This is a genomic window from Domibacillus mangrovi (assembly GCF_001906925.1).
Classification (GTDB): domain Bacteria; phylum Bacillota; class Bacilli; order Bacillales; family Domibacillaceae; genus Domibacillus; species Domibacillus mangrovi.
Genome location: NZ_MRWQ01000006.1, coordinates 250,994 through 271,280 on the forward strand (window position 1 = coordinate 250,994; position 20,287 = coordinate 271,280).

General features: G+C 38.4%; 24 protein-coding genes. 12 read left to right on the forward strand and 12 right to left on the reverse strand.

The genetic code is table 11. The features are described 5' to 3' along the window. Nucleotides 1-81: 81 nt before the first annotated feature. Nucleotides 82-438, forward strand: coding sequence for a hypothetical protein (locus BLL40_RS08480; RefSeq protein ID WP_073711485.1), 357 nt, complete (start codon nt 82-84; stop codon nt 436-438). Between the two features lie 381 nt (nt 439-819). After that, the gene (locus BLL40_RS08485; RefSeq protein ID WP_083566428.1) at nt 820-1,020 is read left to right on the forward strand and encodes a CobW C-terminal domain-containing protein; all 201 of its coding nucleotides are present in this window, start codon (nt 820-822) and stop codon (nt 1,018-1,020) included. Nucleotides 1,021-1,094: 74 nt separating this feature from the next. Here the strand turns inward: BLL40_RS08485 and BLL40_RS18205 are convergent, their stop codons facing one another. Continuing rightward, nucleotides 1,095-1,235: a recombinase family protein gene (locus tag BLL40_RS18205; RefSeq protein WP_143180102.1), complete on the reverse strand. Its 141-nt coding sequence runs from the start codon at nt 1,233-1,235 to the stop codon at nt 1,095-1,097. A gap of 202 nt (nt 1,236-1,437) precedes the next feature. Between BLL40_RS18205 and yfkAB the strand changes: the two genes are divergently transcribed. From yfkAB to BLL40_RS08510, 4 genes are all read left to right on the forward strand, one after another. Further along, entirely contained in the window at nt 1,438-2,637 is a 1,200-nt protein-coding gene (gene yfkAB / locus BLL40_RS08495; RefSeq protein ID WP_073711486.1) for a radical SAM/CxCxxxxC motif protein YfkAB, read from the forward strand. A gap of 4 nt (nt 2,638-2,641) precedes the next feature. Then, a complete protein-coding gene (locus BLL40_RS08500; RefSeq protein ID WP_073711667.1) occupies nt 2,642-4,015 on the forward strand; it encodes an aminotransferase-like domain-containing protein in 1,374 nt (457 codons plus the stop codon). An 18-nt stretch (nt 4,016-4,033) separates the two neighbouring features. Then, nucleotides 4,034-4,318 (forward strand): DUF6509 family protein, encoded by a 285-nt coding sequence (locus BLL40_RS08505; RefSeq protein WP_018392904.1) that lies wholly within the window; start codon nt 4,034-4,036, stop codon nt 4,316-4,318. Between the two features lie 138 nt (nt 4,319-4,456). After that, nucleotides 4,457-4,636: a hypothetical protein gene (locus BLL40_RS08510; protein ID WP_073711487.1), complete on the forward strand. Its 180-nt coding sequence runs from the start codon at nt 4,457-4,459 to the stop codon at nt 4,634-4,636. Between the two features lie 270 nt (nt 4,637-4,906). Here the strand turns inward: BLL40_RS08510 and BLL40_RS08515 are convergent, their stop codons facing one another. From BLL40_RS08515 to BLL40_RS08550, 9 genes are all read right to left on the reverse strand, one after another. After that, nucleotides 4,907-5,344 carry a hypothetical protein gene (locus BLL40_RS08515; protein ID WP_073711488.1) on the reverse strand — a complete coding sequence of 146 codons (438 nt, stop codon included), beginning with the start codon at nt 5,342-5,344 and terminating at the stop codon, nt 4,907-4,909. 645 nt (nt 5,345-5,989) lie between these two features. Further along, nucleotides 5,990-6,127, reverse strand: coding sequence for a hypothetical protein (locus BLL40_RS17535; RefSeq protein ID WP_173799910.1), 138 nt, complete (start codon nt 6,125-6,127; stop codon nt 5,990-5,992). Nucleotides 6,128-6,520: 393 nt separating this feature from the next. Then, nucleotides 6,521-6,925, reverse strand: a complete 405-nt coding sequence (locus BLL40_RS08520) for a sporulation protein (RefSeq protein WP_073711489.1) — start codon at nt 6,923-6,925, stop codon at nt 6,521-6,523. Between the two features lie 130 nt (nt 6,926-7,055). Continuing rightward, a complete protein-coding gene (locus BLL40_RS08525) occupies nt 7,056-7,685 on the reverse strand; it encodes a metal-dependent hydrolase (RefSeq protein WP_073711490.1) in 630 nt (209 codons plus the stop codon). 62 nt (nt 7,686-7,747) lie between these two features. Then, nucleotides 7,748-8,047: a hypothetical protein gene (locus tag BLL40_RS08530; RefSeq protein ID WP_073711491.1), complete on the reverse strand. Its 300-nt coding sequence runs from the start codon at nt 8,045-8,047 to the stop codon at nt 7,748-7,750. A gap of 383 nt (nt 8,048-8,430) precedes the next feature. Continuing rightward, entirely contained in the window at nt 8,431-8,778 is a 348-nt protein-coding gene (locus tag BLL40_RS08535) for a SunI/YnzG family protein (RefSeq protein WP_073711492.1), read from the reverse strand. A gap of 213 nt (nt 8,779-8,991) precedes the next feature. Further along, entirely contained in the window at nt 8,992-9,192 is a 201-nt protein-coding gene (gene cspD, locus BLL40_RS08540) for a cold-shock protein CspD (RefSeq protein WP_018392868.1), read from the reverse strand. 144 nt (nt 9,193-9,336) lie between these two features. After that, nucleotides 9,337-9,819 carry a hypothetical protein gene (locus BLL40_RS08545; protein ID WP_073711493.1) on the reverse strand — a complete coding sequence of 161 codons (483 nt, stop codon included), beginning with the start codon at nt 9,817-9,819 and terminating at the stop codon, nt 9,337-9,339. Nucleotides 9,820-10,005: 186 nt separating this feature from the next. Continuing rightward, entirely contained in the window at nt 10,006-10,989 is a 984-nt protein-coding gene (locus tag BLL40_RS08550; protein WP_073711494.1) for a metal ABC transporter solute-binding protein, Zn/Mn family, read from the reverse strand. A 483-nt stretch (nt 10,990-11,472) separates the two neighbouring features. Between BLL40_RS08550 and BLL40_RS08555 the strand changes: the two genes are divergently transcribed. The 6 genes from BLL40_RS08555 (at nt 11,473) to BLL40_RS08585 (ending at nt 17,173) form a co-directional block, all read left to right on the forward strand. Beyond that, on the forward strand, nt 11,473-11,706 hold the full coding sequence (locus BLL40_RS08555; protein ID WP_073711495.1) for a hypothetical protein: 234 nt from the start codon (nt 11,473-11,475) through the stop codon (nt 11,704-11,706). Nucleotides 11,707-11,796: 90 nt separating this feature from the next. Next, nucleotides 11,797-12,030, forward strand: coding sequence for a hypothetical protein (locus BLL40_RS08560; protein WP_073711496.1), 234 nt, complete (start codon nt 11,797-11,799; stop codon nt 12,028-12,030). Nucleotides 12,031-12,226: 196 nt separating this feature from the next. Continuing rightward, nucleotides 12,227-12,832: a YdhK family protein gene (locus BLL40_RS08565; protein WP_073711497.1), complete on the forward strand. Its 606-nt coding sequence runs from the start codon at nt 12,227-12,229 to the stop codon at nt 12,830-12,832. A 1,303-nt stretch (nt 12,833-14,135) separates the two neighbouring features. Beyond that, nucleotides 14,136-15,374 (forward strand): saccharopine dehydrogenase family protein, encoded by a 1,239-nt coding sequence (locus BLL40_RS08575; protein WP_073711499.1) that lies wholly within the window; start codon nt 14,136-14,138, stop codon nt 15,372-15,374. A 1-nt stretch (nt 15,375) separates the two neighbouring features. Beyond that, nucleotides 15,376-16,503, forward strand: coding sequence for a carboxynorspermidine decarboxylase (gene nspC, locus BLL40_RS08580; RefSeq protein WP_073711500.1), 1,128 nt, complete (start codon nt 15,376-15,378; stop codon nt 16,501-16,503). Between the two features lie 418 nt (nt 16,504-16,921). Further along, nucleotides 16,922-17,173: a DUF2535 family protein gene (locus tag BLL40_RS08585; protein WP_073711501.1), complete on the forward strand. Its 252-nt coding sequence runs from the start codon at nt 16,922-16,924 to the stop codon at nt 17,171-17,173. Between the two features lie 463 nt (nt 17,174-17,636). Here BLL40_RS08585 and BLL40_RS08590 read toward each other — a convergent pair whose 3' ends face one another. Further along, a complete protein-coding gene (locus BLL40_RS08590) occupies nt 17,637-18,431 on the reverse strand; it encodes an enoyl-CoA hydratase (protein WP_073711668.1) in 795 nt (264 codons plus the stop codon). A 306-nt stretch (nt 18,432-18,737) separates the two neighbouring features. Further along, nucleotides 18,738-20,282 (reverse strand): acyl-CoA carboxylase subunit beta, encoded by a 1,545-nt coding sequence (locus tag BLL40_RS08595; RefSeq protein ID WP_073711502.1) that lies wholly within the window; start codon nt 20,280-20,282, stop codon nt 18,738-18,740. Nucleotides 20,283-20,287: the final 5 nt, after the last annotated feature.

Genomic DNA, 20,287 nt, shown 5'->3' on the forward strand with positions numbered 1-20,287 from the left:
TTCGGGGAATGTGCTTATCGTGACCATGAGATTCTGACACGATAAGCTAGTTTCTTTAACGATTTATTCGGAGGGATAAAAATGAACGAACATTTAGTAGAAATATTGACGAGAGAAATAGTGGCTTCTTTATCCATAGAACGGCGGCAGCTTTATCAGTTTATCGTTCATTTAGAAGATGAACTGGCTCAGCAAGCAGAAACATCGGACCACTTTTTGTCATTGCTTGTGAAACACGCCCCGCATAAACAGGCAGCCAAACGATTCAATCTGCCACATGGTGAAATCATCAAGCTCATGAAAGAAATCGAGAACGAAATTGATGAAAATCTTCATTTGAAAATGAGAAAAGCAAAGTGGATTGACTGTACCGAGTTTATAGCGAAAAAGAGAGAAACAACAAGCCGTAAGACGTCGCTTTATCTTTTTATCATGTAATGTTGTTGTAAAGCTTCGAATAGGTTGGTTTTTAGTCAGAGGGTTAAAAATAACCCGTTTGCGATCTTTTATAAAATTACTTTCCTTACTTTTCTTTCTGTTGAGAGGTTTTCCCTATCCCCTTGCAGAGTCATAGTAAGACTACAGAAAGACCTAGAAAATTTAAGAAAATCTAAGATTTCCAAAGTAAGCGTATAAAGATCAACTTCCATTAATCAGTTGGTAAACATTCATCTATTGAGAATTTACCTCTGCTAAAAAGAGATTGCTCAGTACTATATGTAGTAATAAAAGGCAATTTCAATCGTTTAAGAAGTCTAAAGTTAATCAGTTATCACCTTTAAATCATAATTATTATGATTTACGCGGAGGAAAGCACATATGGCAACATGGGATTTAAGTGATAAAAAGCATCATGTTCTTATGTTGTTTTCAGAAAATCCGGATCAGAAGTGGCAAAAAAATGAAACAAGACTAAGTGAACTTGTTTTTATTGGGAAGGACTTAAATAAAGAGGAGTTAGAGCAACAATTTAAAAATTGGAATGTCGACACTAAGCCGGACAAAAATGATAAGGTCTAATTACAGCCCCTTATTTTATATTTTATCTGTCCAACTTAGTGATACTATATAGATCAGATAGCATCTTGTTAAGCTCAGGCCCCTCTCTTAGCTCTTAACATCCTATCAGAGTAAATAATGTCACAACCCAATGCCTCTAGCTGTACCTGCTGTCTGTCAAACTTTTGGGACTCCTTATCTGTGCTTATTCTCATATAGCCTATGATCCTGCTCATTCTACAGCTCTCCTCTGTATTCTATTCTTATTTCAAAAGGTTTTTCTCCCCCTACATCAGATGACTCTTTCCAATAGTAAATCTTATCTATAACCTCATTCAGTCTATTATCCATTGTACTTAACAATAAATTTTAATTCATTGACATAAAATATCCTAATATACATAATGAAAAAGGATTAAAAAGACAGGAGCAGATAAGATGAAACAAGTTAAACTTAAACAAACTCCACAGACGGATGCTTGGGAGGCTTATCTAGATGTAGAGAAGTATGATAAGCCCACTCTGTCAAGTATAGAATTTACTACCACCCATCTCTGTAATATGAGATGTAGACATTGTGCTGTAGGACATACCCTCACTCATAAAGATGCTAAAGCACTTCCTCTAGAGCTATTACTGCAAAGATTAGATGCGATTCCTACCTTAAGGACTATGAGCATTACAGGTGGAGAGCCTATGATGTCCTTAAAGTCAGTAGAAAACTATGTATTACCCTTGTTGAAATATGCTAATGAGAGAGGTATATATACTCAGATCAACTCTAACCTAACATTAGACCTAGACAGATATAAGCTCATAACACCCTATTTAGATGTATTACATATCTCTCATAATTGGGTAACAGAGGATGAATTTATCGATACAGGCTTTGCTATGATGGAAAGAAAGCCTACTAGGGAACAAAGAAAAGCATTATTTGACAGGATGATAACTAACTCTAAGGCTTTATCTGATATGGGAGTTTTAGTATCTGCTGAGACAATGTTAAATAACAGGACAATACCTCACATAGAAAAAATTCATAAGCAGGTAGTAGAGGAGATGGGATGCAAAAGGCATGAAATTCATCCTATGTATGATAGTGGATATGTTAGTATGACAGCATCCTCTAACGCACAAGATTCATCACCATCTATGTATCCAAGTGACTTTGCGAGTGCTCTTGAATCTCTTTCACTTGATGACATGCGAGCAGCTATTCATCATCTGCTAGACGTAAGAGACCCAAGTGTGTGGATGTTGTTCGGAACACTTCCGTTTTTTGCCTGCAGTGGAGATGTTCGAGATCGAGAACTGGTCTATCGCCTGCAAAAAGAGCAGCATGTGACGGTACGTAACGATCCTGATGGGCGTTCGCGTTTAAATGTGAATATTTTTTCAGGTGATATTATTGTCACCGATTTTGCGGATGCTCCGTCACTCGGCAACATTCAAACGAATTCATTTCAAGAAGCCTATGAAACGTGGACCTCATCGAAACTGGCGAAAGAAACGGACTGCCATTGCTCATCTGTCCGCTGCCTTGGGCCCAATATTTTAGTGAAAAAAGCCTATTATCCCGAGACTGATTTCACAAAACGTTCTGCATTCCCGGGTTTAACGAACATTGGACAATGAAAAAATGAAATCTAAAATGAAATCGGACATCGTCGCGGACTGGATTAAAGAGCAGATTAAACTTGGTAAATGGGGCCCTACCGGGGCGAAAATTCCGAGCCAGCGCGTACTTGCTGATCAATTTTCTGTCAACAGAAGTACCATCGTGACCGCACTTGAACAGTTGAAAAAAGATGGAATTATAGAAGGGGTCATGGGGAAAGGTACGATTATTGCTAACGATACTTGGTCTCTTCTTGCGTCACTCCCAAGATCAAAAGATACAGAGCCATCTCATCCCGTTGAAACTGGTATTATAGATTTAAGTAAAGGGGAGCTGGCAGAAGATGTGTTTCCCGATGGATATTTAAATGATGTGCTCGCCCGATTGTCTGGCAAAATCCATTCACTCGGTTATGAGGAGCGTGGCGGTTATGAACCGCTCCGGGAAGCTGTTGCAGGATATATGACAAGGCAAGGCACTCCTGTCACTTCTTCATCTATTTTAATTGTATCCGGTGCCATGCAAGGACTTCAACTAATCGCCTCAGGGCTTATGGAACGAGGTGCCTCTGTTTATTTAGAAGAACCCTCGTACCTATATTCCATCCATACATTTCAATCGCTTGGTATGTCTCTTACAGGCATTGAAATGGATGCTGAGGGATTGGTCACGGCGGATTTGCACTCGAAATGGCAGCCAAATCATCCTAGTGCTCTTTATACGATACCCTGCTTTCATAATCCAACTGGCATCATGATGAGCGAGTCAAGACGAAAAGAATTATTGTCATTTTGTTCTGCCCATCGTCTTCCGATTATTGAAGACGATGTTTACCGGGAACTCTGGCTCGATTCTCCACCGCCACCTTCATTAAAATCGATGGACACAAACAGTAATGTTTTGTATATTGGCAGTTTATCAAAGACATTAAGCCCTGGCCTGCGGATTGGCTGGGTTGCTGGTGCAGAGCCAGTCATTGAACGCTTGTCTAATTTGAAAAGGCAAGCAGACTACGGGACGAGTTCATTATCGCAGCGTGTAGCCGCAGAATGGCTAGAAGAAGGATTATATGAGCATCATCTCGAATATGTACGGAAAGAGCTGTTAAAGCGGCGTCTAGAAGCATCTGCGGCTCTAGAACGCCACTTATCTGAACTAGCAGACTGGCGGATCCCGAACGGCGGCTTTTTTATATGGCTGAAATTAAAACAGGATATTTCAATAAAAGAATTATACACGGAAGCTGTAAATGAAGGTATTTTATTTCATCCGGGCAGTATTTATACAGAAGGGACTTCCCGCTCTATCCGTTTATCTTATGGATACGCAGGACCCGTCCAGTTTGAAGAAGGAATACGGCGGCTGAAAAAATGGATTATTACACTTTCTAAATAAAAAACAGGAGGCAACAACATGAATATTACCGATCATAAATTAGAAAAGGTCGCAGACCCATTTGGCATTTTAGAAGGAGACCGATACGAATATCATCTTTTTGCGGCAGTTGATGAAGATGACGATTTATACTCTGCTGAAGGCTTTTACATTCGTGTCTTATATGTCGTAACAGAAACAGAGAAAAAGATAGCCGGCTTATTTTTGCATAATCGCGCAGATGATAGCGTGCTTGATTTTGAACTGGAAGACGATGAAATTGAACTGGTACAAGAGTACTGTGACATACATTTAAACGCATAAACACATGTAAACCCCATCCACTTTTATAAGTGGATGGGGTTTTTTAGTCGATACTTAATACTCGTCATATGTAAGCATAAAAACGTTTCTCTCTTCATATACTAGTTCTTAATATTTAAAGAAAGGAGACTTCATATTATGTTACCCATCGAACTTTTTGGATGGATACTATCAATGATTTTAGGCGTTATCTTTATTTGTTCTTTAGTTGCACTATATAAAGAACCAACCTCAGACACTGAAAAAGAGAATACCTTTACACCATCGACTATTTCAGAGGATAAAATAAAGGAACGGCCAACAGTTAAGATTTATTAAATATAAGTACACAATGATTTTAGCTCAACGGTCTCCCCCTTCTGCTCCAGTCGTTTTTCAGCTTTGTTATAGTCAAGGTCTTTCCTTGACTTTTTTTATTCCTAGTAATTGTCTCTTATGTGCTAGCTCACGAAAAACGATACTCAACATGTTAAAATTCCGCTCCGTATATTAATCAGTACTAACTCATTTACTCTGTCTTCATATTACCCCTCCCAGCATGCTAATAGCTCAGACTCTTCTTTCTGGTTTTTTCTCGGTTAGTGTACTTCATTTATCCCCCGCCCCTCGGCAAGTCGGGCACAGCGTATGTTGTGTTCCTGACACATCCAACAATAAATAACCAAGCCCGTCACACATCTTACACGCCTCTACAAATGACATATCTTCTTTATTTTCTATTACATCAATTGAATTTTCCTGTTTAAAAGTATCTGATATCTGTGATGAAGGTTCCGCTACTATCGGTTCTTTCTGTAATTCTTTTTGCACTTCTTTAATAAGATCTTTCGCTAGTTTCTGTATTTTCTCTGTCGGTTCTTTTTCGTTGCCAGTTTCTGATGATGGCTTCCTTTCTTCGTTCTGCAGCTGACTAAAGACGATAATTGCATCCCACATCTTCACAACGTCATCTTCTGAAATATACACATGCGGTGCGTCTTGCATCATACGTTTGACATAACGTTTTTTAAATTGGTCGTACTTCATATGCCTACATCCTTCCAAGTCCCGCCGCAGTGGGCGCAAACGGATAGTTTTTATATAGTTTTGCCTGTTCTGCTATCCATTTATGCGTGTCATGCTTATACGTCGCATGTTCATCAATTCACTTCGTGATAACGCTAACACTTTTTCTAAAAATGTAATATCTTTCTTTTTCTCTGGCTAATTCCCATACCACCTTCAACTCATTTAAATTAATCCATGGATGTATTATGACCTCAATGTCTTTTAATTTTATTACACATTTTCACCATAAAAAAATGACCGCCCTAAAAGCTGTCATCCAATACCTCTTTTACGGTGTATCTACGGCGAAACAGAATGTGCAAAAACATGCGTAAACCCCGTCTACTTTTGCAAGATGTTAACGGGGTTTTTAGACATCATTTTCCGTAATAAAGTGAATCTTCCATCAGTGGGGGTTTTCTTTCATCCCCCGCTGATGGAAGAAGAACTCAGGTAAAGAGCGCCGCGTCCTGCGGTAATACCTGAGTGACCAGGCTCTGCCTGGCCCGAACCAATCGGGCCTTTACGGGCAGTTTGTCCCCCCTTATCCTTTTTCGATTTCTCTAAGTCTTGAAATAGGGGTCTTACTGCCCGTTAATCTGCGATAAATCAGCCTTTCCAAAGTTATTTTGCTGTTTGTATGTACTGCTGAATCTGGTCATCTGTTAAGTTGTGCATAAAGTGATAAAAAGGAATGCAGTCCATGCCATAATTTTCACACATTTGTGTATAGCGTTCATAAGCCTCTTTGTACATATCCATTATTCGACCTCCTCTGTTATATAACAAAATTATTTTATTTAAATTAATATATAACAGAGTGGGCGCATTGTCAAATCCTTTCATAAAGTGAAACTTCATTCAGTGGGGGTTAGGTTCACAGGATGTGAATCATGCAGACGTTGTCACAGGACGTGACATTCTTAGTCTGCTTTCATCTTAGCCCCACTGAATGAATTGAATAAAAAAGAACTCAGGTAAAGAGCACCGCATCCTGCGGCAATACCTGAGTGACCGGCTTCAGCCGGCCCGAACCAATCGGGCTTTTACGGGCAGTTGATCCCCCGGTTATCCTCCTTTTCTTTTAGACGGCTTGAAGCGGGGGTCTTACTGCCAGTTAATGCGGGATAAAAAAAGCAGAAGGATTTCTGCTTTTTATACAATCATTAACTCATCTTCATCAGTAGGATCTACGGATTGATTTATTAAAACTGTTGTTTTCAAAAACCATTTATGCTTTTCTCCAGTTCTCGGACCTTCATCTGGAATTTTTATCGTAAATGGAATACGCTCGTTCTCCCCGGCTTTAATATGTCGATTCACAACAATTGTTAATTCGTCTATATGTTTATCATGCCACGAAAAATCGCTGTCTTTACGTACTTCTTCATATTGCAAATACAGAAGGAGATGTATTTTTTGAATAGGCTCATCTGTCTGGCCACCATAAATCACCACATCCCCTTGTATTGTTTCACCTAGTGCCACTTTTTTATCATGTAAAATTGTATCTACCTTTACACTTCCGATGCCAATACTTGAAAAAAATTTTTTCCACATATAAATAATCTCCTATTCGTTTATTTATTTCTATTCCCGTAATTTATATGTTAAATACTTATTTTATTTATTTATTATTTGAATTTTACACATAGTGTATTAAAAATTAAAAAGTCGTTTAAATGACTTTTTAAAATTCTTTCTTCCATAATGGATAAAACCATTTTATTCCTTTTTTATTTACCGGCAGTATTTTCATATCAGCAATTAAGTGAGAAATATAGCTAATCAAAAGCGTCATAAATAAACCAGGCAATGGATATTCTTTAACAATTTCTACGGCGACAAAATAAAAAAATGTAACACCAATAATAGAATGTGTCCATGTACGGTGCGAGACAAGTGAAGCAAATATAATAAACAACCCTATATACATGACCCATATCTCTTTCATATACCATCCTGCATACAGCACAAGTATTCCAGTGACAAATAACATTGTTCGCTGTTTAATGAACAACTTTGGTAATAGAAGAAAACCTATACTAATTAGAAAACCGCTTATCTGCTTAATGCCGATTAGCATAAAATAACTGTAAAACATCAAAAAAAGACCGGCTATCGAAAAAAACAAAATAAGCCATTTCTTTTCAACTGTAATTTTATTAGCTAATTTCCCATTTACGTCTAGATCCGGAACGAGTGCAGCAACGGAACCAATTCCCGCTAAAATAACCATTTCAAGTGGTGCAGCATTGATCCAAACAGAGACGGCAAGCCCTGATCCAGCACCAATTACCGCGTGAGTAGATCCTTTCATTGATTAACTCCCTTTCTTTTTGCAAATAAAAAAACCGCCTAATAAAAGGCGGCTCTGTATGGTCACGACGGATTAATCACATACAATATCCAGTCTTGGACAGCTTCAATATGTTCAGCTGAAATCTCCATTTCACACAAAACTGCACCTTTGCCGATAATTTTTAAAACCGGGACAATGGCCGGTTTTTTCGGATTGTAAGAGTACACAACAGTATCAATATGAACAATAGGAATACGCGTATTCGTGATCATGCCAGTACTTTTTAAGTATCCATCTTCTATCTTGACTATATTTTTCTTCCAGCAATATGAGATGCCAGTTACGATAGCCTCCGGTTGCTCTTCTGTAAAGATCACCATTATAGATAACCCCATTTCTTGATGATAACTACTCTAACGTAACAGCTTCTAAAGCCTTTGTAAATAGTCACTTTCTCTTCTTTAAATTTGATGGATAAAAAACATTAAGTTTACATAATAAAATTATGATTTATTTAAACGAAAAATAAAGTGAAACTTCATTCAATCGGGGTTAGGTTCACAGGACGTGACGATCTTAGTCTGCGTTCCGCTATCCTCCACTGAATAAAACAGGAACTCAGGTAAAGGGCGCCGCGTCCTGCGGCAATACCTGTGTGATCGGCTTCAGCCGGCCCGAACCAATCGTGCTTTTACCGGCAGTTGATCTCCTGCGAGGGTCTTACTGCCGGTTAATGTGAGATAAAACAGATCAACATCCGCTTTTACAAAACTTTTGCTTTTATATGAACGTGTGGATTTTGTGCTTTTACTGATTTTACAAGACGATCTTTGTTGCGTAATACAAATAAATAAGATACATTGGAACGAGTGTAAACAGCTACACGTTTCTTTTTGACGTACGGACGGACAATATATTTTTCAATAAATGATGGATCTTTCGGGAATTGATCCATTTCAAATACTTCAACAATTTCATTCATCGGAATAGCCGTTTCTCTGTCCCCTGATTTGACAACAAGCAATCCTTCTTCTACTTTATGGCCGGCTAAATAATGGTTAACGAGTACAACACCTACAACAACGGCAATAGCTGCTGCGATATATAACATGCTCATCCTCCTGATCGTTCTATTTCATTTTCTCTCTTCTCACCCATTGTACTCTCTTTTTATAAAAATAGATCCAATTCTTTGACCAATTTATAACGTTTTCGTGACATTTTTTCCACAAACATATTGACAGCGCTTACGAAATATGTCTAAAGAAAACTACAACAAAAAACAGATGAAGCCGAGGCTTCACCTGTTATAGTTTCAATCAGATTAGTTTTTTTCAACGTTAGCAGCTTGTGGGCCACGTGGTCCTTCAACTACTTCGAATGTCACACTTTGGCCTTCTTCAAGTGATTTGTAGCCTTCACCTTGAATAGCTGAGAAATGTACGAATACATCATCTTGTCCTTCAACTTCGATGAAACCAAAACCTTTTTCTGCGTTAAACCATTTTACTTTACCTTGTAACATGTCATGTCCTCCTTATGCTTTCACAATCATTCTTGCTGCTTGCGACTATTTCAAGATGGAAAAATAATAAACTATTCTCTTTTGAAACGTACGAACAGCTGTCTCTAATGTACCATTTTTCCCTTTCTCTTGCAACTAAACCTTTCAATTTTTCTCAATTTCAAGTGATTTTGCAACGTGTAAAAGGTGTGCTGGAACGTCCCATTTTACAACGCCATCCGGATAAATCCACATGCGAATAATATCAAGTTTATCAAGGCCCCCAGACAATTTTGAAACAATCCATTTCATCCGTTCAAGTCCTGGATTAGCCATAACAAATAGACTCGGCGTTTCCGCTTCTTCCTGTATACGCATTAGTTTTTCCACTTGATCGGCAGCATTTGAGCGGAGTTGTGTATTATCATATACCATTCCTTCTTGCTGACGTTTTCCTCTTGATCCTTTACACTTTACATAGACAGTCCACTCCATTTTTTCAGCTTGAATGTCGTGACCTCCTGTTGCAGATTCAACATGAGCGGTCCAGCCATTTTGATTTAAAAACTGAACCGCTTCTTTTACAATTTCTTCCTGAGTTAATATAAATTCATCCGGTACTTTTAAACGTTCTAAACTAATTGGCACGAGTCCCCCTCCATTCCTCTTCATTTTTTATTATTCTACTTTCAAACAATACATTCCTGTTTATTGAATCACTTTTCATACAATGGTAGATACGCTAAATTTAGTTGCAGCGAACTGCTTTTTCTCATATTTACGCGAATCAAGGCAGTCTATTATTTAATCGTCAAAATTTTACCCTTCATTTCATTATTTGGACAAAGCCAGGTTCAATGTTTCAATATTTTGCTCCATAATAGAAAAATAATCATCGCCATTTTCAATGTCTTCCTCTGTTAATGTTGCCAGGTTGTGCAGACGAAGAGAGTCAGCACCAATTTCATTTTGAATGACTTTTGCTAGTTTCGGTGTAATATTTTGTTCAAAAATAACATATTTAATACCATGCTCTCTTGCCGTATCGGCAATTTCTTTCAATTCTTTTTGTGACGGTTCCTCTGTTGGCGAAAGACCAGCTATGCTAATTTGCTCGATACCATATGATTTTTCCCAATAGCCATAAGCAGCGTGAGACACAAGAATTTCTTTATGTGCTGCAGCTTCAGTCATCACATGGAACTTTTCATCCAGCGATTCAAGATCTGTTTTTAGCGATTTGAAATTTTCATTATACGTCCCTTCATCATCAGGATTTAACGTTACTAGTTCATCTTTCACAACGCTTGCTATTTCAATCGCCAACATCGGATCAATCCAAATATGCGGGTCAACACCGCCGTGATCATGATCATGACCATCTTCTGTTATTTCACCTTCATGCATATGTTCATCTGCATGTGAATGCCCCTCATGGCTGTCCACTTCTACATCAACATGCTCACCAATATTCACGATCTTGACATCTTCTTCTGTCAGCGTTTCTTCCACTTTTTCTGCGAATGGTTCAAGGTTCAACCCGTTGTATAAAAACAAATCGGCTTTAGCCAGCTCTAATATTGTTTTCGTTGTCGGTTCGTACGTATGTTCATCTGCACCTGCCGGCATAATACTTTCCACGTTCACTGTATCACCGCCAATCCGCTCAGCAAAATATTCAAGCGGATAAATGGTTGTATAAACCGTCATGCGGCTGTCCTCATTTTTTTCTATTGATGTTGCTCCCTTATCTTCTCCATTGCTGCATGCCGCTAATGCTAACGACATAACGGCCGCAATAACTGCCCATTTTCTCACAATAAATCCCTCCATAGATGATCTATCGTCTATTATATAGTAACGGTTCCGATTTGCAAATAATAATTGTTACGATTTAAAAGAGCATTCACCAATTTTCAGATGAATGCCTCTATTTAATCATATGTACATTATATCGAGTGTTACTGTATCATATTCTTCAGTGTATGGGCACTTCAGTGAGTTTTTTAAAGATAGCTATACCATAGAATATCTTTAATGGTCATTTCATTTTTTGAATATCGCAGAAGGAATACATTCTTTCCTACACATAAACGTCTTCTTCTTCTTTCGAGGTACGCAATAATCTGTTCATTTTACTAGCCCCCTTCTTTAAATATATTCACTTAACCAAACAAGTGTTCTTTCATTAACAAAAAACACAAACGTATATTCTTTTTCACTAAAAATTTATGGAAATGTTACCCTACTGTAAACCACCTGTCTTATTTATTGGGTATATTAGCGTTAGAGGTGATATTTATGATTAATGGATTTTTTTTTAACGAAGGAAAAATGTTAAAAGAAAAAATGAATGAAGACCATATCAAACAGCAAGCTGCATTTTGGACAGATTGTGTGGATAACGGCAATGATGAAATGTTTATGATGAGTTATGTAAAATTATGCGCTCAGCTTAATGAACCTGTAAAAGCAGAAATCTTAACCGCTAGATTAGATCAGGTACATGATATGTGTAACGGAATGATGATATAAGATCGGCTTCGGCCGGTCTTTTTCTTTACCTAAACTTTACAAACCTCCTTATCTCTCCCTTATATAATAGAAGAGAAGGAGCTGATCAAGTTGATATTACTCGAAGCAGTCAAGCATCAGGATTTATTTCGATTATGGAATATCCAAGAGAAAGAAGTAACTGAACCCCTTGTCTTTAGTGAGATTTTAAAATGCATTGTTGACGACAGTAATGATTGGGATCCTGGTATGTTGGATTGGTATCATGAAGAGGAAATTAATTTTGATAACTGGAAGGTAATGAAGGTTCAAGTTTTGCCAATGATGATCAAAGATCAAGGATGACTGGTTGCGGCCGGTCTTTTTTTATTTAGAATCCATTCTAGCCAACTTGAGAACTTTTTGCTCTATCAAGGTTTGTATTGTACCAAGAATAGACTTAAATAAGATAATTAAAAATCCTTTTCATTTGCTTTTATACCATATGCAGGTATACTATTTTACCAAGATCAACTTTAAGTATTAAAAGGAGTGTTACTGGATGAAAAAGCAACTAGCTTTTCTGGGTACCGCTGCAATTATTGGTTTAAGTGGATGTGGAAACGATAAAACCTCTGAAAACCAATCCACCGGTACTAATGAACAAGAAACTACCAGTACCGAAGAACAAAAAACTACAAATGAAGAAATGAACATGGATAACCACGAAGGCATGAACCATTCCAGTTCAAGTGAAGTTCCTGAAAATCTAAAAGCAACAGAAAATCCAACTTTTTTAATTGGGGACCAAGCAATTATTAAAACAGACCACATGGAAGGCATGGATGGAGCTGAAGCAACAATTGTCGGGGCCTATGATACGACAGCCTATGCAGTTTCGTATACTCCTACAACTGGTGGAGAAAGAGTAACAAATCACAAGTGGGTGATTCACGAAGAAATTGAAAATCCTGGTGACAGAACGTTAGAATCAGGGACAGAAGTTACCATAGAAGCAGACCATATGAAAGGGATGAATGGTGCAACTGCTGAAATTGATTCTGCTGAACAAACAACTGTGTATATGATTGATTACGTTCCAACTACGGGTGGAGAAAAAGTAGTAAACCATAAATGGGTAACAGAAAGTGAACTTTCAGCTAAATAAAGATAAATTAAACAGCCCCGGCTGCAAACGCGTAACCGGGGTATTCTCACGATTATTTTACCTTACTCTCATCCGGTACAGTATAGACCACACTCCTTCTCTTGTCATAAAATGTTATGATATAGTCATTTAGTAGATAATATTAAAGCGGACTAATATACACTCTACGATTTATGAATAACAAGGAGAATAGGATGAAAAAAATAACTAAAACACAAGTAATGACCATAATACTGATTCTTGGTTATATCGTTTGGGAAATTTACGTCAGAAATTGGGCTAGTACTGTTTCTGGACCAATAATAAGAGTTGATATAGTCATCATTTATCCGATACTTCTAATCATGCTACTGATTTCTATATATCAAATTATAACAGGCAAAAATAAAAGGTAACTCTGGGCTTAACCAGAGCTTTGCTTTTTTCATTTTAGCATCCGGTGCAGCGTAGACCAAACTTCCTCCCGTGTGACAGGACGTTGTGAATATGTTCCGTCGCTAATATCGTTTTATGTTACCCACTTCTGTTTCCTCCTTCTATAATCTTTTCTGACAATTTTCTTTGTTAAGACGGAAATTTCAAGGGTTTGGCACCAGACGATTCCTACTCGGTTCAAACCAGCGACCTCTACCCTGTCAATTCACAAATAAGCGTTTTTTGGTTTCTTGAACTACTCTTAAAGCTTCTGCCAATGAATTATATTGCTAGCCAAAGTTTTTAATTAATTTCTAAACTTGCTCATTGCTATTTTCATTATATGCTGATAATATGAAGAAGCATGAATTGGAAAGCTTATATTCAAAATTTTTGAGTCTTTCCAAGCAGATAATTTTTGACCACTTCCCTTAAGGTAGTTAAGGCCATACGGACAGCCGGGTCAAATGCCGATTGGCAACTTCAGTTGCCTTATTGATTGAGTTAAAAGCTCAAATTTTATAAGTTGGTTACTTTACAACCAGTGCATATGCATACAACTTGTGAAACGGTCAATAAGAGTGATAAAAGTAATTATTTGCTATTTAGACTCTGATCTTATAAAGATATATTTGAATATTAATAAGCTTCTACTACAATGTCCCAGAACATTTTAAGGTAGCCGTATACATATGACTTTTATCATAGATATACTTATTCTTTTTAATATTGGTAAATATATTTAAAGCAAGTGTTGTGCGCCATTATGCGTTATGCACTTGCTTTTTTTGTTGTTCAAAACTTTGAGGGGTTTTACAATAATCTTTTCCATAGACTGTTATGGAGTCCCTCTTTGCTTTACAAAAATCTATTAGGAGATGATAAGAGAATGGGAAAAGCGCTTATTATAGGTTGTGGTGGAGTGGCATCAGTAGCCATCCATAAATGTGTTCAAAACAGTGACGTATTTGAAGAAATTTGTATTGCAAGTCGTACAAAGTCAAAATGTGATGACTTAAAAGCCAAACTAGATGGCGGCAAAACAAAAATTACAACTGCACAGGTTGATGCAAACAATGTGGACGAGCTGATTGCTTTGATTGAAGCAGTAAAACCAGATATCGTAATGAACTTAGCTTTACCGTATCAAGATTTAACAATCATGGATGCTTGCCTGGCAACAAAAACAAACTATATGGATACAGCAAACTATGAGCCGGAAGATACGGCAAAGTTTGAATATAAATGGCAGTGGGATTATCGCGAACGCTTTGAAAAGGCTGGTATTACAGCTCTTTTAGGCAGTGGATTTGACCCTGGTGTAACAGGTGTATTTTCTGCTCATGCACTTAAGCATCATTTTGATGAAATTGAGTATATCGATATTCTCGACTGTAATGCAGGGGATCACGGCTATCCGTTTGCAACAAATTTCAATCCTGAAATTAATATCCGTGAAGTTTCAGCTAACGGAAGATATTGGGAAGATGGCGAATGGATCGAGACTAAACCAATGGAAATCAAACGCGTTTATAACTTCCCTGAAGTTGGCGAAAAAGATATGTATTTGCTTTACCACGAAGAACTTGAATCTCTTGCTGTAAACATCCCAGGTATTAAGCGTATCCGCTTCTTCATGACATTTGGCCAAAGTTACCTTACTCACCTAAAGTGCCTTGAAAATGTAGGTATGACTTCTATTGAACCTATTGAATACGAAGGAAAACAAATCATTCCGCTTCAATTCTTGAAAGCAGTATTACCAGATCCTGCTTCACTTGGGCCACGCACAAAAGGGAAAACGAACATTGGCTGTATCTTCAAAGGGAAAAAGGACGGAAAAGATAAAACGTATTATGTGTACAATGTTTGTGACCATGAAGAATGCTACAGAGAAGTGGGTTCTCAAGCAGTTTCTTATACAACAGGGGTTCCTGCTATGATCGGTGCCATGATGTTGATGACTGGTAAATGGAATAAACCGGGCGTATACAATATTGAAGAATTTGATCCAGATCCATTTATGGATGCATTGAACAAGTGGGGACTTCCATGGCAAGAAGATCTTTATCCAGATCTTGTAGATTCTGATCCTATTAAAGTGAAAGAATCCGGGCTTGTTCGTTAAGATGCGGTTTGAACAATTACCAACGCCATGTTATGTAGTCGACGAAGGTCTTGTGGAAAAAAATCTAAAAATCCTGAATGGAGTCATGGAACGTACAGGATGTAAGATTATTTTGGCACAAAAAGCATTTTCAATGTATAAGATGTATCCGCTCATTGCAGAGTATTTAAGTGGTACGACTGCAAGCGGCTTATTTGAAGCTCGCCTCGGTTACGAGGAAATGGGCAAAGAAAATCATGTCTTTGCCCCTGCCTATCGTGAGGATGAAATCGACGAAATTATCTCGATTTGTGATCATATCATCTTTAATTCTTTCTCACAGGTGGAAAAATTTAAAGCGAAAGTGCTTCAAGCTGGTAAAAAAGTTGGCTTGCGTATCAATCCAGAATGCTCGACCCAAGATGGGCATGCCATTTACGATCCTTGCTCACCAGGTTCTCGGTTCGGTGTAACCAAAGAGCAGTTTCGACCTGAATTGCTTGAAGGTGTTTCAGGGCTGCATTTCCACACACTTTGTCAGCAAAACTCTGACGATTTAGCAACCACTCTTCAGGCAGTGGAAGAAAAGTTTGGACAATGGCTTCCGCAGATGGAATGGATCAACTTTGGAGGCGGCCACCATATCACGAAGGAAGATTATAACATTTCGTTACTTGAAGATTGTATTAAGAGAATGCAAGAGAAATATGGTTTAGAAGTCTATCTCGAACCAGGTGAAGCCGTTGCTCTCAATGCAGGATATCTGGTTACGACTGTCCTTGATACGATTCAAAATGGAATAGAGATTGCTATTCTTGACACTTCTGCGTCTTGTCATATGCCTGATGTGTTGGAAATGCCTTATCGTCCCCCTCTTTTTGATTCTGGGGAAGCAGGAGAAAAGCCATTTCTGTATCGACTTGGCGGCCAAACTTGTATGGCAGGCGATGTGATAGGAGATTACTCGTTTGATCAACCGTTAAAGAGCGGGGATCGATTAGTTTTTGGTGATATGGCCATTTACTCGATGGTGAAAAATACTACGTTTAACGGTATGGCACTTCCAGCCATTGCTGTACAAGATAAAGATGGAGATTGTCAGGTCGTGCGTGAATTTGGCTATCAAGATTTTAAAATGAGGCTATCTTAAAGAAGCAGTATAAAATTCACAGGTTATTTGTTTCCGTAATGGAGAGCACGGCTTAAAATTGAAGCTCCTCACATAGTACCTTTGAAAGAACCAGATTCTGAAACATGAATCTGGTTTTTTGTGCAAAATCATATAAAATCCTGTTTGACGGGTTTAACATAATTTTAAGAAAAGCTCTGGTAATCTTTAATGTTGATATTAGATAAGATGCTGATCTGTGTGGAGGAATGCAAGTAGCAGGAAGTCTTTCTTAATAAATCACCATTCTTAAGAGATCAGCTAGATGTTTCTCGAAATAAACGATATTTTTCAGTTGATTAAAAAGGATATCGAATTTTATTTAACACATCCTATTTATACATGTTTTGGATGATAATAAGGTATAATATAAAAAAACGGGTAAAAGAGGATGATATTTTTGTTATATAAGAGCCTTGAGTTCAAAAATATTGTTGGACAGAAAGTAAAAATCATTGAAATTCCTGTATTAGAAAAAAATAATCGTTATCATTTTATGATTCAAGTTCGTTTACAAGTTTTTATTTCAACAATTTACAATAAACCTGAGCAAAAAAACTGCTATTCCTTTTATGATTATTTGAAACGAAAAATGAAATGGTCTGATTTCATTGATTTATTTAGTATTCAAGAATTCAGCAGCAACGCTTAAGAAAACATTCAGTCTTGCTCCCTGGCATTTTATATGATCTATAAAGAAATAAAATAAACATTTATATTATGACCTAAAATGTAATCCAGCAGCTACGTGCCGCTGGATTTTTTTGAATTTTCAAGTTACTTATGGCAGGTTTATTATAATTAATCTAAAATAACCTCATTTACTTGCGATAAGGCTCTCCGTAAGTAGTCTAAGTGCGGTTTTATATACTAACTAAATTGCTATTATTAGTAGTGGAGTTAGTATAGTTTCATGGGCACGGTTTAGTTAACTCTCTATGCTGAAAATAAGAAAGGTAGTGTCCGGCATGAAATCAAGAAACAGGCGTAAATATAACGACGATTTTAAGAAAATGGTGGTTGAACTTTATCCATTTACTTAGCACCCTGAAAGATTGAATCTTTTTTGATTTGGCAGTCTGTTCTTGGTTGTGTCACGTTTATCTTGTTACCTCCTATTTTCCCTTGTATTGAGGTGAACGTTTTTCTGCAAAAGCCCTTAAGCCTTCCAGCCTGTCCTCAGTGGATATTAATGTGTTGTATGCCAGTTCTTCTATTTTTAGTCCGGTAGAAAGATCCACTTCCACCCCATTGTTGATCGCTGCTTTTGCCTGGATAAGTGCAAGCGGGGCATTTTTCACCATTGATTCAGCAATCTTCAGCGTCTTCTCCAGCAGTTTTTCACGTGGGACCGCATATTCAAGGATACCAATGGCTGCGGCTTCCTCTGCTGTCAGCCGCTTAGCACTGAATATTAGTTCCTTTGCTTTACCAAGACCAATTAAGCGTGGCAACCGCTGCGTTCCACCAGCCCCTGGTATGATCGCAAGGGATGTCTCAGTTAATCCAACTTTTGCTTCGAGCGCACCGACGCGAAGATCACATGCCAACGCCAATTCGAGTCCACCTCCGAACGCCACCCCATTCAAAGCAGCAATGACTGGCTGTGGCAATGATTCCACTTCATTCACTGTCGCACCAATCAACCGGACGGCTTGCTTGACCTCATTGTCCGTCATTCCTTTACGTTCTTTTAAATCAGCTCCTGCACAAAAGGCTTTTTCTCCGGCACCTGTCAGGATGACCACTCGAACATCCAGATCATTTTTCAAATCATATACAATATTATTTAGATCATCGAGCATCTGCTTTGACAAGGCGTTAGCAGCATCTGGACGACTTAGTATGACGATAGCAATTCCGTCACTTCGCTTTTCAACTCTTACTGTCTTTTTTACGACTTCATTCATAACAACTCCCTCCTTTCTTCCTTTATGCCAAATATCCATTCGGCGACTATTCAGCTTTTTACCGAGTATTTTTTCAATAAGCTGAGCTGATTTCACCACTGCGTTGAAGTCAATCTCTGTTTTTATACTCATTTCACGGAGCATATACAGCAAGTCCTCAGTGTCCACGTTTCTTCGGGATCCTTTTTAATCCTCCAAATGCACTGTCAAAAGTTGTGATTCCCATTTCAAGTGATTTTGCTCGTGATGTTTCTCTTATGGCATAGACATGCATGGAAAACGTGCTTACTTCAAAATGATAGTAGCTTAAACTGGATACACTGGGTGCTTTCGCTCAGAGCAGACAACATACTTTGATGAATACACCTCAAATCGATTCACTAACTCGTCACGTAACGAATTGGTCGGAATGACCCCATCGATAATCATTTCGGAAGCTAGGCGATAAATATCAATATCCTGCTTATATTCTTCCCGCTTTTGTTCAATAAAAGAGGCCCTTTCATTTTCAGGTAATTGAGCAATTCTTTTGGCGTACACGGCATTCACCGCAGCCTCTGGTCCCATAACAGCAATTTGAGCTGTAGGCAAGGCGAGACAACAATCCGGTTCAAACGCAGGGCCGGCCATGGCATAGAGACCTGCTCCGTATGCTTTACGGACGATGACCGAAATTTTAGGTACACTCGCTTCAGACATAGCGAAAATCATTTTCGCACCATGGCGAATGATACCTGCCTGTTCTACCTTGGTACCAATCATAAAACCAGGAACATCAGCAAGAAACAGAAGCGGGATATGAAACGCGTCACAAAGGGTAATAAATTTAGCTGCTTTATCCGCTGTATCGTGGAACAACACGCCTCCCTTGACACGTGGCTGATTAGCAATAATACCGATTGAATTTCCATTCATTCGGGCCAAACCCGTGATGAGTTCGCTCGCAAATAGCTTCTTAATCTCAAAGAATGACCCTTTATCTATAATCCCATCGATCAGATCATACATATTAAACGGAGTATTCTGATTGGAAGGGATAAGTTCTTCCAACGTTTTCTCAAAGCGTTTAGGTGCGAATGCTTCCTGAACCGGCGGTTTTTCAGAAAAATTAGCAGGAAAATAAGAAAGATAATTTCGGGCTATCGTAATGGCTTCTTCTTCATCTTTAGCCAGTACATCCCCGCATCCTGAAAGAGAACAATGCATACGTGCACCACCCATCTCTTCCAATGTTACTTTTTCCCCAATAACCATTTCTGCCATCCTCGGGGACCCAAGATACATCGATGCATTTTTATCTACCATTATGACAATGTCACAAAACGCAGGGATGTAAGCTCCCCCTGCCGCAGATGGACCGAATAAAATACAAATCTGAGGGATTTTACCTGAAAGTTTGATCTGGTTATAAAAAATCCGGCCAGCCCCACGACGCCCTGGAAACATTTCTACTTGATCTGTAATACGTGCCCCCGCTGAATCTACAAGGTAGATAAGTGGCACTCTCATTTTTTCAGCCGTTTCTTGAATCCGAATCATTTTCTCTACGGTCCTAGATCCCCAAGAACCCGCTTTTATCGTTGAATCATTAGCCATAATGCAAACAACCTGGCCGTTGATCTTCCCCATCGTAGTCACTACTCCATCCGCCGGAAGATCCTCAGCTAAGCAGTTTGCGAAGAGTGCGTCCTCTAGCTCAAAGCCCGGATCAAACAATAACTTTAAACGGTCACGAACAAACAGTTTACCCTGCTCTTTATTTTTCTGATGATATTTAGGGTCTCCTCCTTGTTGAATCCGTTCCATTCTTTTTTGAAGCGTTTGCTGCATGAAGTTCGCATCAAATGACATTGCTT

Excerpts from the sequence above, each read along its gene's own strand:
- BLL40_RS08505 (WP_018392904.1), top strand. The coding sequence starts at position 4,034 with ATGAATATTACCGATCATAAATTAGAAAAGGTCGCAGACCCATTTGGC.
- cspD (WP_018392868.1), bottom strand. The coding sequence starts at position 9,192 with ATGTTACAAGGTAAAGTAAAATGGTTTAACGCAGAAAAAGGTTTTGGT.
- BLL40_RS08565 (WP_073711497.1), top strand. The coding sequence starts at position 12,227 with ATGAAAAAGCAACTAGCTTTTCTGGGTACCGCTGCAATTATTGGTTTA.
- BLL40_RS08510 (WP_073711487.1), top strand. The coding sequence starts at position 4,457 with ATGTTACCCATCGAACTTTTTGGATGGATACTATCAATGATTTTAGGC.
- yfkAB (WP_073711486.1), top strand. The coding sequence starts at position 1,438 with ATGAAACAAGTTAAACTTAAACAAACTCCACAGACGGATGCTTGGGAG.
- BLL40_RS08500 (WP_073711667.1), top strand. The coding sequence starts at position 2,642 with ATGAAATCTAAAATGAAATCGGACATCGTCGCGGACTGGATTAAAGAG.
- BLL40_RS08515 (WP_073711488.1), bottom strand. The coding sequence starts at position 5,344 with ATGAAGTACGACCAATTTAAAAAACGTTATGTCAAACGTATGATGCAA.
- BLL40_RS17535 (WP_173799910.1), bottom strand. The coding sequence starts at position 6,127 with ATGGATATGTACAAAGAGGCTTATGAACGCTATACACAAATGTGTGAA.
- BLL40_RS08590 (WP_073711668.1), bottom strand. The coding sequence starts at position 18,431 with ATGAATGAAGTCGTAAAAAAGACAGTAAGAGTTGAAAAGCGAAGTGAC.
- BLL40_RS08520 (WP_073711489.1), bottom strand. The coding sequence starts at position 6,925 with ATGTGGAAAAAATTTTTTTCAAGTATTGGCATCGGAAGTGTAAAGGTA.
- BLL40_RS08555 (WP_073711495.1), top strand. The coding sequence starts at position 11,473 with ATGATTAATGGATTTTTTTTTAACGAAGGAAAAATGTTAAAAGAAAAA.
- BLL40_RS08575 (WP_073711499.1), top strand. The coding sequence starts at position 14,136 with ATGGGAAAAGCGCTTATTATAGGTTGTGGTGGAGTGGCATCAGTAGCC.
- BLL40_RS08485 (WP_083566428.1), top strand. The coding sequence starts at position 820 with ATGGCAACATGGGATTTAAGTGATAAAAAGCATCATGTTCTTATGTTG.
- BLL40_RS08595 (WP_073711502.1), bottom strand. The coding sequence starts at position 20,282 with ATGTCATTTGATGCGAACTTCATGCAGCAAACGCTTCAAAAAAGAATG.
- nspC (WP_073711500.1), top strand. The coding sequence starts at position 15,376 with ATGCGGTTTGAACAATTACCAACGCCATGTTATGTAGTCGACGAAGGT.
- BLL40_RS18205 (WP_143180102.1), bottom strand. The coding sequence starts at position 1,235 with ATGAGCAGGATCATAGGCTATATGAGAATAAGCACAGATAAGGAGTCC.
- BLL40_RS08535 (WP_073711492.1), bottom strand. The coding sequence starts at position 8,778 with ATGTTATATATCGCAGCAGCTATTGCCGTTGTTGTAGGTGTTGTACTC.
- BLL40_RS08525 (WP_073711490.1), bottom strand. The coding sequence starts at position 7,685 with ATGAAAGGATCTACTCACGCGGTAATTGGTGCTGGATCAGGGCTTGCC.
- BLL40_RS08480 (WP_073711485.1), top strand. The coding sequence starts at position 82 with ATGAACGAACATTTAGTAGAAATATTGACGAGAGAAATAGTGGCTTCT.
- BLL40_RS08530 (WP_073711491.1), bottom strand. The coding sequence starts at position 8,047 with ATGGTGATCTTTACAGAAGAGCAACCGGAGGCTATCGTAACTGGCATC.